The sequence below is a fragment of the Sporosarcina sp. Y838 genome (assembly GCF_056786515.1).
Window position 1 is genome coordinate 295,031 of sequence record NZ_JBXCJD010000001.1, and the last position, 13,524, is coordinate 308,554.

Annotated in this window: 14 protein-coding genes; 5 read left to right on the forward strand and 9 right to left on the reverse strand. The window is 39.6% G+C overall.

The features are described from left to right. Window positions 1-7: 7 nt before the first annotated feature. The 6 genes from AC1TO4_RS01400 to AC1TO4_RS01425 all read right to left on the reverse strand — a co-directional run bounded on the left by AC1TO4_RS01400 (window position 8) and on the right by AC1TO4_RS01425 (window position 6,283). Complete coding sequence (locus AC1TO4_RS01400) at window positions 8-1,081, reverse strand: ABC transporter substrate-binding protein (RefSeq protein ID WP_482103851.1); 1,074 nt, start codon at window positions 1,079-1,081, stop codon at window positions 8-10. After that, on the reverse strand, window positions 1,078-1,878 hold the full coding sequence (locus AC1TO4_RS01405; RefSeq protein WP_482103852.1) for an ABC transporter permease: 801 nt from the start codon (window positions 1,876-1,878) through the stop codon (window positions 1,078-1,080). The genes AC1TO4_RS01400 and AC1TO4_RS01405 overlap by 4 nt, the downstream gene beginning before the upstream one ends. Then, complete coding sequence (locus AC1TO4_RS01410) at window positions 1,862-2,686, reverse strand: ABC transporter permease (protein WP_482103853.1); 825 nt, start codon at window positions 2,684-2,686, stop codon at window positions 1,862-1,864. Before AC1TO4_RS01410 ends, AC1TO4_RS01405 begins: the two co-directional genes overlap by 17 nt. Beyond that, window positions 2,676-3,782, reverse strand: a complete 1,107-nt coding sequence (locus tag AC1TO4_RS01415; protein WP_482103854.1) for an ABC transporter ATP-binding protein — start codon at window positions 3,780-3,782, stop codon at window positions 2,676-2,678. Before AC1TO4_RS01415 ends, AC1TO4_RS01410 begins: the two co-directional genes overlap by 11 nt. Window positions 3,783-3,842: 60 nt before the next feature. Next, window positions 3,843-4,385 carry a helix-turn-helix domain-containing protein gene (locus AC1TO4_RS01420; RefSeq protein WP_482103855.1) on the reverse strand — a complete coding sequence of 181 codons (543 nt, stop codon included), beginning with the start codon at window positions 4,383-4,385 and terminating at the stop codon, window positions 3,843-3,845. 443 nt (window positions 4,386-4,828) lie between these two features. Next, entirely contained in the window at window positions 4,829-6,283 is a 1,455-nt protein-coding gene (locus tag AC1TO4_RS01425; protein ID WP_482103856.1) for a hypothetical protein, read from the reverse strand. A 72-nt stretch (window positions 6,284-6,355) separates the two neighbouring features. Between AC1TO4_RS01425 and AC1TO4_RS01430 the strand changes: the two genes are divergently transcribed. The 4 genes from AC1TO4_RS01430 (at window position 6,356) to AC1TO4_RS01445 (ending at window position 8,793) form a co-directional block, all read left to right on the forward strand. Continuing rightward, window positions 6,356-6,679, forward strand: coding sequence for a hypothetical protein (locus tag AC1TO4_RS01430; RefSeq protein ID WP_482103857.1), 324 nt, complete (start codon window positions 6,356-6,358; stop codon window positions 6,677-6,679). Between the two features lie 199 nt (window positions 6,680-6,878). Next, window positions 6,879-7,421, forward strand: a complete 543-nt coding sequence (locus AC1TO4_RS01435; protein WP_482100296.1) for a peroxiredoxin — start codon at window positions 6,879-6,881, stop codon at window positions 7,419-7,421. 86 nt (window positions 7,422-7,507) lie between these two features. Next, window positions 7,508-7,960 carry a TlpA family protein disulfide reductase gene (locus AC1TO4_RS01440; protein ID WP_482100297.1) on the forward strand — a complete coding sequence of 151 codons (453 nt, stop codon included), beginning with the start codon at window positions 7,508-7,510 and terminating at the stop codon, window positions 7,958-7,960. A gap of 173 nt (window positions 7,961-8,133) precedes the next feature. Next, complete coding sequence (locus AC1TO4_RS01445; protein WP_482103858.1) at window positions 8,134-8,793, forward strand: potassium channel family protein; 660 nt, start codon at window positions 8,134-8,136, stop codon at window positions 8,791-8,793. A gap of 878 nt (window positions 8,794-9,671) precedes the next feature. Here AC1TO4_RS01445 and rnjA read toward each other — a convergent pair. The 3 genes from rnjA to def form a co-directional block, all read right to left on the reverse strand. Beyond that, window positions 9,672-11,339, reverse strand: coding sequence for a ribonuclease J1 (rnjA, locus tag AC1TO4_RS01450; protein ID WP_482100299.1), 1,668 nt, complete (start codon window positions 11,337-11,339; stop codon window positions 9,672-9,674). A 2-nt stretch (window positions 11,340-11,341) separates the two neighbouring features. Next, the gene (locus AC1TO4_RS01455) at window positions 11,342-11,551 is read right to left on the reverse strand and encodes a DNA-dependent RNA polymerase subunit epsilon (RefSeq protein WP_482100300.1); all 210 of its coding nucleotides are present in this window, start codon (window positions 11,549-11,551) and stop codon (window positions 11,342-11,344) included. Window positions 11,552-11,963: 412 nt separating this feature from the next. Continuing rightward, on the reverse strand, window positions 11,964-12,521 hold the full coding sequence (gene def, locus AC1TO4_RS01460) for a peptide deformylase (RefSeq protein WP_482103859.1): 558 nt from the start codon (window positions 12,519-12,521) through the stop codon (window positions 11,964-11,966). A gap of 135 nt (window positions 12,522-12,656) precedes the next feature. Here def and AC1TO4_RS01465 point away from each other — a divergent pair, with 135 nt between their 5' ends. Then, entirely contained in the window at window positions 12,657-13,292 is a 636-nt protein-coding gene (locus tag AC1TO4_RS01465; protein ID WP_482103860.1) for a YkyA family protein, read from the forward strand. Window positions 13,293-13,524: the final 232 nt, after the last annotated feature.

The window sequence follows — 13,524 nt, forward strand, 5'->3', positions numbered from 1 at the left end:
CATACATTCATTTCATATCCATTTTGAATTCCAGGAATAACTCATTGTAATGTCCTAGCATTTCAAGTCCAAGATTGCGATAGACTTCAAGATGTCCTCGTGTTTCTTTGTCTGGGTAGAAGCGCTCGTCTTCTGTCACTTCAGGATCCAAAATATCCATAGCAGCTATATTCGGGGTAGAGTAACCAACATAATCAGCATTTTGTGCCGCGACTTCGGCATCGAGCATAAAGTTGATAAACGCATGTGCACCTTCGATGTTGGTAGACGTACGTGGAATTACCATATTATCAAACCAAAGATTTGAACCTTCTTCGGGAACAATATAATTGATATCCTCGTTTTCATACATCATGTCTGCTGCTTGACCAGACCATGTTAGTGAAATCGCCGCTTCTCCGTTAATCATCAGTTGCGTTACTTCATCTCCGATAACCGCCTTAACATTAGAGCTTAAGGTTTTCAACTTATCAGTCGCTTCTCTCAATTCGTTTAAATCAGTGGAGTTCAATGAATAGCCTAATGAATTCAGACTCATCCCAATGGTTTCTCTTGCGCTGTCGACTAGTATAACTTGCTGTTTTAGAGATGGATCCCATAATTTATCCCAGCTATCAAATGTTTGACCATCCAACAGCTCGGGATTATAAGCGATTCCAAGTGTCCCCCAAAAATAAGGAAGTGAATATTTATTGTCAGGATCAAAAGGCAAGTCTAGGAAATAGGGGTCAATGTTTTTTATGTTGGGAATTTGACTGTAATCGAGCGGGAGTAATAAATCTGCATCGCGCATCATTTCAATCATATATTCCGAAGGCATTGAAATATCGTATGCTGTCCCGCCTTGTTCAATTTTCCCCATCATCCCTTCATTCGAATCAAATGTTTCGTAGGATACTTTAATTCCTGTTTCTTTTTCAAATTGTTTCAGCAAATCAGGATCAATGTATTCACCCCAGTTATAAACGGTGATGGAATCCTTACTTGAACGTGCACCTCCGTCATTCAACTTCGAATTGACGAAAAGCAGGACTGCGGAAACAATAAGAATTATTACTGCACCACGTATAATGTCTTTCATTTCCTCACCCCCGAAAGTGGAGTTCTAGTTTTGCGGCTAATCGCATAGTAACCAAGTACAAGTCCGACTGTCACTATGAAGATAAGTCCGGACAATGCATTGATTGTCAGTGTTATTCCTGAGCGTGCCATTGAATATATTTCAACGGAAAGTGTAGAGAATCCGTTACCTGTAACGAAAAATGTTACCGCAAAATCATCAAGGGAATACGTCAGCGCAAGGAAAAATCCTGCTAATATGCCTGGTTTAATGAACGGAATGATGACGCGTGTCAAAACATCTCGTTTGGTAGCACCTAAATCGAGTGCGGCATCGATAAGTGTGGGACTCATCTCTTGCAGTTTCGGCAGCACCATAATAACGACAATTGGGATGCTGAAAGCAATATGTGAAATAAGTACAGAAGCGAAACCAAGTTTCACCCCAATTATTGTGAATAGGATGAGAAACGAAGCACCGATGATGACATCCGGGCTGACAATTAATATATTATTGAGTGACAGTACGGCTTTGCGCATTGCTTTGTTGCGCATGAAAACAATTGACAGTGCACCCAGTACACCGATTGCTGTAGAAACAAGCGCTGATAAAAGTGCGACAATAATCGTGTTAAGTAGAATGACAATTAACCTCGTATCCTCAAAGACGGCCGAATAATGTTCAAGGGTGAACGATTCGAAATTCGACATTCCGCCGCCCGAATTGAACGAGTAAAAAATTAAATAAAATATAGGGGCATATAAAATGATGAACACGGCAATCAAATAAAATTTAGGGAGTTTATTTAATTTTCCCATTGATTGTCGACCCCCTATCATTGCTGCTTGTAATCAACATAATGAGAAACATGAATAAAATCAGGAATACGGCGATGGTGGAACCCATACCCCAGTTTTGTGTAACAAGGAATTGTTGTTCAATTGCAGTTCCTAGTGTAATAACTTTATTTCCAGCAATCAGTCGAGTAATCATGAATAACGACAGGGCAGGGATGAAAACGACCTGAATTCCCGACTTAACCCCATTTAAAGTAAGTGGCCAAATTACTCGTCTGAAAGTTGTCCATGAATTTGCTCCAAGGTCGCGGGATGCTTCGATGAGCACAGGATTCAATTTATCGAGTGAATTGAAAATCGGTAAAATCATGAATGGGATAAAAATATAAACGGAAACAAAAACAAAACTAAAATCGGTGAAAAGAATTTGTTGTTTGCCAATCCCAACCGTTTCCATTAATGCATTTATGGGGCCATAGAGACCGAGAAGACCAATGAATGCATACGTTTTTAAGAGGAGATTAATCCAAGATGGAATAATGATTAACAAAAGCCAAAGTTGCTTATGCTTCGTCTTCGTCAGGAAATATGCGGTCGGGTATGAAAAGAGCAATGTGAACAAAGTGATTAGAAACGCATACCAGAACGAATTGATGGTCAGTTTTAAATAAACCGATGAGAAAAAGTTGATATAGTTGTCAAATGTAAAATTGCCACTTAAATCAAAAAAAGAATAGTAAATAATAAGTGCAATCGGTGCAATGACGAACAGTAAAATCCAAGTGGCATAAGGGATTGTATAAAATGGACGCAATGGTTTATTGTTCATCGACCAATACCCCATATGCCTCAAGTCTGGCATCAAATTCTTCTTCAGTTTCATTCAATCGCATAACATGAATGTCTTCTGGGTCAAAATCAAGTCCAACGACTACGCCAACTTCCGCTTTTTTAGTGGAATGAACAAGCCATTCGTTTCCGTCTTTATCGTAAGTGGATAGTTCATAGTGAACACCACGGAATAATTGGGTATCTACTGTAACGTTTAGTTTCCCCTTATCGACTGTTGTCAGTTCTAAATCTTCCGGACGGATGACAATATCCACTTTTTCATTGGGATTTAGTCCTTTATCAACACATTCGAATGTTTGTCCTGTAAATTGGACTACAAAGTCTTCAATCATCTTCCCTGGTACGATATTAGATTCACCAATGAAGTCAGCAACAAATCGGTTAATGGGTTCATCATAAATATCTAAAGGTGTTCCTGATTGCTGTATTTCGCCAGTGTTCAGAACAAAGATTTCATCGGACATCGCCAAAGCTTCTTCCTGGTCATGGGTAACGAATACGAATGTTTTCCCCAGTCTCTGTTGCAATTCTCGAAGTTCATATTGCATTTCAGAACGCAATTTTAAATCGAGGGCCGATAGCGGTTCATCGAGTAAAATAACTTCCGGATCATTGATGATTGCGCGTGCTATAGCTACGCGTTGACGCTGTCCGCCTGACATCTCCGCAATTTCTCGATTTTCATAACCTTCTAGATTAACAAATTTCAGTGCTTCAATGACGCGACGTTTGACTTCAGCTTGTTTTACCTTTTTAATGCGCAGACCAAATGCGACATTTTCGAAAACGTTTAAATGGGGAAACAAAGCGTAATCCTGAAAAACAGTGTTAACTTGACGTTCATTGGCAGGTACATTGTTGATCTTTTTGCCGTTGAAGTAAATTGTACCTTCCGTTGGTTCGATGAAACCTGCAATGAGTCTTAGAATCGTCGTTTTACCACAACCGGAAGGACCTAGAAGTGTATAAAACTTTCCACGTTCCATTTCGAATGATACACCGTCCAATACGGTTGTATCATTACTGTATTTTTTTGTAACATTTTCAAAACGAATAATCGGTTGAGTCGTCATGTAGACACCCCTTTTTCTAATAGTGAAAGTTCTGTATGGTCCAGTCTGCCGCATTTCGTTTTATAAATAAGATTCCGTCACAACAAGTAGTATCTCACTCGATCCATTGTATGCGTTTAATAAGCGGTGATGCTCCGATGCGTCATAATAAACAGCATCTCCCTTAGTGGCAAAGTGGTGTGAATCTCCAATTTCAATACGTATTTTTCCTTTTAAAACATAGATAAACGTTTCAGATGGTGAAGGATCGAATTTCTTGAACTCTCCCATTTCATGAAATGTTAGATGAACCGGTTCTAATTCATTTTCATTGGAACGTGGCACCAACCAACGAATATCATATTTCAGTTCGTCATCGACGAAGATTGTCTGATCCTCAGCAGAAAATACGACTTTCACATTTTTTGTGGATTCATCGAAAAACTCTTTTGGTGTCGTACCGAGCACCTCCAACAAAGCGAAAAGTGTTTCAATGGAAGGGGAGTTTAGATTCCGTTCTACTTGTGAGATATGTCCTTTTGTTAAATTTGTACGTTCTGCAAGTTCTTCCTGTGTCAGTCCTTTTTTTAGACGTAGGCTTTTTATTTTACTTCCAATCTCCACGGACATTCCTCCCCAAATTTTATGGAGTTTAGTGATAGTATACTCGAAGTTTACTAAAAACCCTTTTAATTATACAAAATCTAGGTCGGAAATCAAGAACTATTATTTATCTTTATTCAGCATTCATCTCTCACCTCCATAGGTGGGAGATGAATGCTGTTTTGTTTTCCTGTTCAGGGGTGTCCAAACGCCCGCTGAACATAGAGCAATGAAGTTCAATACCTCCCTGATAAAGCTTTCGGCGGATGTCGCAGATTTTGAAACAAGGTAATGAAGGCAACCTGAGATCGCCGCGTCCTGCGGCAACAAGGAAGGATACAGTTCAATCCTTCGCCCCTGTAGGCATCAGGCTCGATTCAAAATCTGGATGCAATTACGCCGAGACGTAATTGATGAAATATAACCGGAAAACCCTTTTTGTGAACGAAGGGTTCCGGTCATAGTCATTGATGCGTATTTGATTTCTTCTGTCGCAGTTTTCCTAACGCCATCTTTCCGATAGTCGTAAAAGTTAAGTACACAGATAGAGCAATTCCGCTCAACGCAGTGACAAGGGATATCCATTCAAAAATAGTATACGTAGAAAGTGCTTTCCAGCCTGAAGGAGACGCCCAATCTTCTATGACTAAGTTCATTCCGTAAATTCCTGAAACGACGGTAAAAACAGTAAGGATGAGTAGGAGCATGTTCATCCTGTCAGAAGCATTGTTCTCCTGGCTTTTATAAAGTTCCTGCAAAGTCTTATTTACTTCTTTAAATAAGCTGTCTATAGCAAAGGATTGCCGGAATCTCTTTGAAAGTTCTTTACCTTCCGAGCGCGTACTGATTTCTTGGAAATAATACCAGGAAGTAAAAAGAGTAATGAGTTTGATGAGTGATTTGACGTATTCCTCGTCTTTTTTCCAATTGATTTCACTATAATTGAACGATAGCTGTAAGAGCATGACTTTATAAAAGTAGTGTAGAAGAAAATTATAGTAATGGGTCCCCATGTATTGTGAAAGCTCCCTGGACATATCTTCAGGAAGGTGATTCGTTACGGTGATAAACGCATGTTCAGTTGCAATGGTATAGGTATCCGGAGCCCATCTATCGTGTAGCGATTCGCCTAAAGAACGGCGGATGTATTCAGAGTTATTTGCAGATATGAATGGCTTTCCATCTGGTGTACGTCCATCCAATGCGCCCATCCGATACAATTGATCCTCAGTTATTTGTGAATCTTCACGACTGAAAAGAAATGCTGAAGCGTACATTCTCTCATCCTCATAGTAAGGCAGTGAACCGAAATAGCCGTTCAAATTTTTATCATGGAGAAGGAAATCTGTCAAAAATGGACAGAGGTGAACAAAAAGCAATTCGTGTATAGATAAGCCATCTCCATAGGTAGGAGAACTAATTGTCATTCCCCGCTCCTCTTCCAACTTTTGATCGATTGTCCTGAAATGATGCATAAAATCAAGAACGTCTGACAGATCCAATTCTTCATTGTCTAATTGGACTCTAATTGATAGAAAGGCAAGGCCAAATGGTGCTACGACGATATCTATACTGTGGATGATGAAGGGCAGACTTGTATCTCTGACTCTATATATGAAGCGTTCTTGTATAGATTTAGTAAACCTATGGAAACCGTTCTCCTTCAGCGATGTAGGGAAAATTTTACGTTCGATATAGGGTAAAAAGTATTGTTCAAGTTCCTTTCCATCTACCGTAATTCCTTCTCCGTAATAGTTCGCCTTCTCAGCGTTGTCGTTCAACTGGAAATAGGAAAAGGCGTTTTTATTCATAGCTAAGAATAGCTCATCATTTTTTCTACTGTCATAACCTAAAGGTAGAATGAATGACATATGTGATCGAAGAATATCAAGTTTAGTAATAGTTACTGATGTCTTCATCTGAATTCACCCTCGGCAATTGAAATTTTGTCTTTTCATGGTACAATATAGCGAATAAAGGGGGGACTTTGATTGGGAAAAAAGAAAGTTTTCTATTTGGACCCTAATGATCGAAATTGGACGATGAAAGATCTAGGATTCGGCTGGGATTCACTAGAAACTCTATTGACGAATAAAAAAGGATTCGAGGGTATTTACTATACGAAAAATCGGAAAATCCTCCGTATACATGAGTTAGCCAATCATTGTAAAGTTTGTCTTGATGCATTGGATTATAATGACGAACACGATTCCATCTTCTGCCCGGCGTGCGATGAATGGCGGGAAGACTCTTGCAGCGATCCAGGTTGTGAGTATTGTTTAGCACGCCCACCAAAACCATCTAATTGTAAATGACACATACACACCTCTTCCCTAAAGAGGGAAGAGGTTAAACATACTAATTGTATATTCGTCATGGAATTGCCACATATTGAGTAGAGTGTAGCTTGGACAAGCCACTCTATTTGAATTAGGGCATTTTTTTTGTTATTCTTGAAAAGGATTGTGCGGTTGAGATGACCTAGCACAAAAGAATTAGTGGAGGGGTTATTTAATGATTAATCGTATGGTAGGTAAGCAAGCTCCAAGATTTACTTTGGATGCAGTACTTGCAGATAAGTCTTTTGGTAAAGTAAGCCTTGAGGAAAACATGAAAAATGATAAATGGACAGTATTGTTCTTCTATCCAATGGACTTCACATTTGTGTGCCCAACGGAAATAACGGCAATGTCTGACCGTTATGATGAGTTTGAAGATTTGGATACAGAAATTATTGGACTTTCAACAGATACAATCCATACTCACCTAGCGTGGATTAACACAGACCGTAAAGATAATGGTCTTGAGCAATTGAAATACCCACTTGCTGCAGATACAAACCACAAAACGTCAAGCGATTATGGTGTTTTGATTGAAGAAGAAGGCGTAGCGTTACGCGGTCTATTCATCATTAACCCTGAAGGTGAACTGCAGTATCAAACTGTATTCCACAACAATATCGGCCGTGATGTAGATGAAACACTACGAGTTCTACAAGCTCTTCAAACGGGTGGACTTTGCCCGGCTAACTGGAGACCTGGTCAGAAGACACTTTAAGATAAAGTTCAAATCTTACTAAATGAAATCCCCGTGCATATATTACGCAGTGGGGATTTTTTTGAAAAATGAAGGAGGAAATAGATATGAAATTACGTGATCAATTACCTGAACTTGAAGGTGCGACAGCATGGTTAAATGGAGAATTGGTGAAGACGGATTTGGTCGGTGAAAAGCCGACGCTGATTCACTTTTGGTCAGTCAGCTGCCACCTTTGTAAAGAAGCAATGCCTGAAGTTAACCAATTTAGAGACAAATATAGCGAGGACTTAAATGTCGTCGCAGTTCATATGCCGCGCTCGGAAGATGATCTGGACTTAGATCAAATTAAATCAGTTGCAGCTGAACATGATATTACTCAACCAATATTCGTTGACAGTGAAGCGAAACTTACCGACAAATTTGATAACCAATATGTTCCGGCATACTATGTGTTTGATAAAGACGGTCAGCTGCGTCATTTCCAGGCGGGCGGCGGAGGCATGAAGATGCTTGAGAAACGTGTTAACCGTGTACTAGATGAAATGAAAAAAGAGTAGGATTTGGCCCGATTTCGCATTTGCGGCATCGGGTTTTTTAAAACAGAAGAATGTTTAAGGATTACCGAAGTCGATAGGCGATTTGTTATTATTATTTAGCTCCGGGCGCCTTCTGCTTTTCTTAAATATGATAAACTATTCGCATCCGGTTAGTGGATAGGGAGGGGTGCTATATGAAAAAGGAATTTGCAGTGATTGGATTGGGCCGATTTGGAGGCAGTATCGTCAGAGAATTGATCGAACTCGATGCTGACGTCATGGCGATTGATATATCACCTGAAAGAGTGGATCAGTTTGCCCAATTGGCAACGCAAGCAGTAGCTGCTGATACTACTGATGAATCGGTCCTTCGATCACTTGGCATCCGAAACTTTGAACACGTTGTTGTTGCGATTGGTGAAAATATACAAGCTAGCATTTTGACAACGCTGATGTTGAAAGAAATTGGTGTAAAAAAGATAACGGTGAAAGCACAAAATGATTCGCATGAGAAAGTTTTGCGGAAAATTGGTGCCGACCAGGTTGTCCATCCCGAACGTGATATGGGTATCAGAATTGCGAATAATATGGTATCAAACAATATACTCGATTATCTCGAATTATCGGACGAGTTTTCAATTGCAGAAATAAAGGCAAATGATAAACTTGTTGGATTTACACTAATTGATCTTGATATTAGAGCGAGATATGGTGTAAATATCGTCGCTATTAAACGAGGTAAGCAAATTCTTGTATCCCCTCAGGCAATTGAAAAGATCAAGCTTGAAGACATCTTAATCGTAATTGGATCGGATGAAGAAATACACAAGTTTGAAAAGAAAGCACTTCATTAAACGACCGTAAAAATCCTTTAATGCACTCAGCTATAAAAAATAAGCCAACTAACATCGAATTAGAACGATAGTCAGCACTGCCATTGGCGGTGCTGTTTGTATTTCCACTAACAAGACAATTTGACGGTTTTCGCGGCATATTCAAAATGTATATATCGTTTGTCTGGCCTTCCCTAGTGTGTTCATTATTGACAGAGTATGTGATTCGGAGTGTGGATTGTAGACCGCTTTGCGCTATGGGGATGCCTCTCGCCCTGAGCCTGGATTAACGCTTTGCATCCAGGCTCATGGCTTCGGCTACCCCTTTGCCGCGCCTGCGCTGGAAAGTTTCATTATTGAAAGTGATTTTGAGATGCGAGTGATGTAGAATCCCTACTAATAACGCATCGCCGCTTTGTGGATGCCTCCGTGGGCACTGAAAAAGTCCGATTACCTTCAATGCCGTTGATTTATGTTCCGAGCGGACGTTTTCCGCGGGCACGGCTTCAGCCTCCTCGTCACTGCGTTCCTGTGGGGTCTTCAGCCAGGGAAGAGTGAACTTTCTTTCTCTTCCTAGCTGTTCCCGCTGGAATCGCCGCTCTTCACTACAATCTACTAGTTCGTATTATAATTATGTAGGGGAGCACATTTCGTTCTCGGGGATAAAACTGTGACTGTTATTAAACGCACTCACTTAATTGAAACAAACCGTATTCCTAGTTGTACTTTCGTCACAAGTCCTGACATATAGGATAAAGTAAAGAGCCCAATTCATATGTGAATTGGACTCTTTTTGTGTGTTTAATTTAGTTTTGTACAAGTCAATGAACAAGTAAGCATTCAGTGTTATAACATTCCTTTGGAAATGCAATAATCACTCAATTTTGATCTTAAATCAATTAAACTTCCATAATGACAGGAAGAACCATTGGCTTACGTTTTGTCTTATCGTATAGATAAGGTCCGAGGACATCGATGACTTCACTTTTTAGTGCGTCGAAATCTGAGGGTGAATTGGCGAGCTTCCGCTGCATTTGCTTCGAAAGCATCTGTTGTGCTTCATGAATCATTGCACCAGATTCGCGCATATAAACGAATCCACGGGAAATGATATCTGGACCTGAAACTATGCGATTGCGTTTCAAGTCTACTGTTGCAACAACAATGACGAGTCCGTCTTCAGATAGAATTCTGCGATCACGCAATACGACGCTTCCAATATCACCTATCCCGCTTCCGTCGATATATACATCGCCAGAGGGGATACGGCCTGCAAGGTGTGCTTCGTCTTGTGTAAGAGCCAGTACGTCACCGTTACCCATAATGAACGTATTCTCTCGTGGGATATCGCAAGAGACGGCAAGGTCGGTATGCATTTTTAACATTCGGTATTCACCGTGTATCGGCATGAAGAATTTTGGTTTAATCAGTCGAAGCATTAATTTCTGTTCTTCTTGAGAACCGTGTCCGGAAGTATGAATGTTGTTTAGAGTACCATGCAGTACATCCGCACCCGCGCGGAACAATGCATTAATCGTTTTATTGACGCTAAGCGTATTACCCGGAATTGGAGATGAAGAGAAGATAACCGTATCACCGGGATGGATTTGAACTTGACGATGTGTACCATTAGCAATACGTGAAAGTGCTGCCATTGGCTCACCCTGACTACCAGTACAAAGAATCATTACTTTATTTGCAGGCAATTTATTAAGTGATTGCGTATCTACAAATAATTCTTTAGGCGCATCAATGTAACCGAGTTCGCGTCCAATTGTGATGGCGTTATCCATGCTGCGTCCAAATACCGCAATTTTACGTCCAAATACTTGAGCTGATTCAATGACTTGCTGCAATCTATGGATATTAGAAGCAAATGTCGCAAAGATAATTCGACCTTCAACTTTTCTGAATATCTCATTCAAGCTGTCGCCAACTTTTCGTTCAGACATTGTGAAATTAGGGATTTCCGCATTCGTACTATCAGATAGCAGGCATAGAACACCTTCGCTTCCGATTTTCGCCATTTTAGTCAAGTTTGCGGGTTCACCAACTGGAGTGAAGTCAAACTTGAAGTCGCCTGTATGAACAATGTTACCTGACGGAGTCTTAACTACAACACCGAAAGCATCTGGAATACTGTGTGTTGTCCGGAAAAATGATACTGCCGTTTTCCGAAACTTGAATACATCATCCTCGCCGAATGGAATCAGCTTTGTAGTTCGTAACAGACCGTGCTCTTCAAGTTTGTTTCTCAATAGTCCAAGTGCAAGCTTACCGCCATAAACAGGGACATTAATTTTACGCAGTAGATAAGGAATACCACCAATATGGTCTTCATGGCCATGAGTAATAAATAGGCCTTTAATCTTGTCCACATTTTTTTCGAGATACGTGTAATCAGGAATGACATAGTCGATTCCTAGTAACTCGTCGTCAGGGAATTTTATCCCTGCGTCAATTAAGATAATCTCGTCTTGAAATTGCACACCATATGTGTTTTTACCGATTTCCCCTAGTCCGCCTAAAGCGAAAACGGCAGTTTCATTGTTTTTAATAGATTTCATCCTTAAACCTCTTCGAGCTCGAAATAGGGTGCAGCCTGCTCATGTTCTAGATGAACACCTTCAAGCAATTGGATGAATTCGATATTATAGCCACGATCTTTTAACTTTAGGCGGACTGACCTCTCCGAGTCCGCTTCGATGTACATGCTTTTAGTGTTTTCACGGACTGGTACTTGAAGTGTAGTTTCTTGGTAATATACTTTATAAATCATCGTTTGCTCTCCTTTTTACGTTCGTTTGAACTGATTCTCTTTATAGTAGCATGACACTTCTTTAAAATAAAGAAAAGCCCACCAATTTCATGGCAGGCTAATATGTTTAAGCAATAGTTTTCTTTCCGAGTATGCCATTTAGCCGTTTCAACAATTTGCGTTTTAGGCGTTTATACATGGCTATATCACTCCTCGAAATCATTATACCAAATTCAGAACCTTCTGTCAAGTAGGATTTTCAGCAAAGCTGAAAGATCCTTCATTTATCTCGGTCTTCTTGATTTTCAGCAAAGCTGAAAAATCCTTCATTTATCTCGGTCTTCTTGATTTTCAGCAAAGCTGAAAGATCCTTCATTTATCTCGGTCTTCTTGATTTTCAGCTAGATTAAAATTTACATCTAAAGTCGTATAATTAATCCCGTTCGAAAGGAGATGCACCGGGAATTTCTTTAAACGGTAAGTTTTCATCAATATGATCAAAGAACATAATGCCGTTCAAATGGTCGAGTTCATGTTGAAATGCGATGGCTGCCAATCCTTTTAATCTCTTTTTGAATTCATTTCCATCAATGTCATAAGCTTTAATAGTAATTCGTGCATAGCGAGGGACATAGCCCTCAATTACCCGGTCAACTGAAAGGCAACCTTCACCCGAAGCGAGATAGGTTTTTTCGATGGAGTGACTGACGATTTTGGGGTTTACAGCTACAAAACTAATCGGTTCCTGATCAGTTTCAGTAATGTGGAGTGCAAAAGCCCTTTTCGCTTTATTGAGTTGAGGGGCTGCGATTCCGATACCGGGCCGCAGATCAAACTCTTCGCTAATTTCGGGGATCTGGCTATTTATTACGTATTCCATTAAGTCCTCGCAGAGTTCCCGGTCAGCTGAAGATAAAGGGAATTTCATTTCTTCGGCATGTTTACGTAAAATGGGGTGCCCTTCTCGAACAATATCTTTCATTAAAATCAATGTACAAACATCCTTTCAGTTATCTATATTGAATAGTATAAGCGATTGTTAAATGGGGTGAAAGAATTTAAACGCAAACTTGAATTCAAGAATCCAAAACGCTATAGTTTATAAGGAATTGGAGGGGGTTTAATTTTGAGGAAAAATATAATGCTAGTCGTACTGTCACTCGTATTGTTACTCTCTGGGTGCAGTTTCGAAACTTCAGTCGAAAAGATAGTGGCTGATGCTTTAGCTGAAATGAATAGTGCTGAAAAAGAGTACCGGGATGGGCAAGCTGAATTGACAGAGCTTGAAAAAACAGAACAAAAATTATTTAATGAAACAATGGAGCTGACTCAGGAACAAAAAGAAGTGCTCAAGAAGAACGTCACTGAACTTGAAAGTTCACTTGATCTCCGTGTCACTCATATAGAAAGAGAAGAAAAATCCATTAATAAGGCAGAAGGTTCTATAGACGGTCTTGATAAAGCTATCAAAGAAGCAGATGAAACTAACAAAAAAGGTATTGAAGAACTGAAGAATGCTATCAGTGAAAGGTATGAATTGCATACGGATTTTATATCTCAATACAAAGAACTTTTAACGTTACAACAAGAATTGTATGGAATGCTTATTACTGAAGAAATAGAGATGACGGAGCTTAGGGATAAAGTAGGTGAAGTGAATTCTCAAAATGACATGGTCAAGTCCGCAGTGACATCTTTCAATGACGCAACTGGAAAAATGAATCAGCTAAAAGATGAGGTTTTTGTCGAATTAGAGAAATGAAAATAATTATAAATAGCAAAGGGATGTGGATTGTTGCTTAGAGTCCTAGTCCTGTTTTATTCTACGACAATAGAATCATATAAACTGGAAATCTATTATAATACAGTTGCATTATTGTGCTAATACAGATTCCAAGTAACAGTCAATTCGGTTAATTTTAAAGTTCATTTAGGCTTGAGAATACTATGTTTGACCATTTAGTTTTGTTTAGTTATACTTAATTAGAAATAGA

What these genes read in the sequence shown, in the direction of transcription:
- AC1TO4_RS01445 (WP_482103858.1), top strand. Translation starts at nt 8,134, where the DNA reads ATGAAAAAGGAATTTGCAGTGATTGGATTGGGCCGATTTGGAGGCAGT.
- AC1TO4_RS01425 (WP_482103856.1), bottom strand. Translation starts at nt 6,283, where the DNA reads ATGAAGACATCAGTAACTATTACTAAACTTGATATTCTTCGATCACAT.
- AC1TO4_RS01405 (WP_482103852.1), bottom strand. Translation starts at nt 1,878, where the DNA reads ATGGGAAAATTAAATAAACTCCCTAAATTTTATTTGATTGCCGTGTTC.
- rnjA (WP_482100299.1), bottom strand. Translation starts at nt 11,339, where the DNA reads ATGAAATCTATTAAAAACAATGAAACTGCCGTTTTCGCTTTAGGCGGA.
- AC1TO4_RS01410 (WP_482103853.1), bottom strand. Translation starts at nt 2,686, where the DNA reads ATGAACAATAAACCATTGCGTCCATTTTATACAATCCCTTATGCCACT.
- AC1TO4_RS01415 (WP_482103854.1), bottom strand. Translation starts at nt 3,782, where the DNA reads ATGACGACTCAACCGATTATTCGTTTTGAAAATGTTACAAAAAAATAC.
- AC1TO4_RS01440 (WP_482100297.1), top strand. Translation starts at nt 7,508, where the DNA reads ATGAAATTACGTGATCAATTACCTGAACTTGAAGGTGCGACAGCATGG.
- AC1TO4_RS01400 (WP_482103851.1), bottom strand. Translation starts at nt 1,081, where the DNA reads ATGAAAGACATTATACGTGGTGCAGTAATAATTCTTATTGTTTCCGCA.
- AC1TO4_RS01455 (WP_482100300.1), bottom strand. Translation starts at nt 11,551, where the DNA reads ATGATTTATAAAGTATATTACCAAGAAACTACACTTCAAGTACCAGTC.
- AC1TO4_RS01435 (WP_482100296.1), top strand. Translation starts at nt 6,879, where the DNA reads ATGATTAATCGTATGGTAGGTAAGCAAGCTCCAAGATTTACTTTGGAT.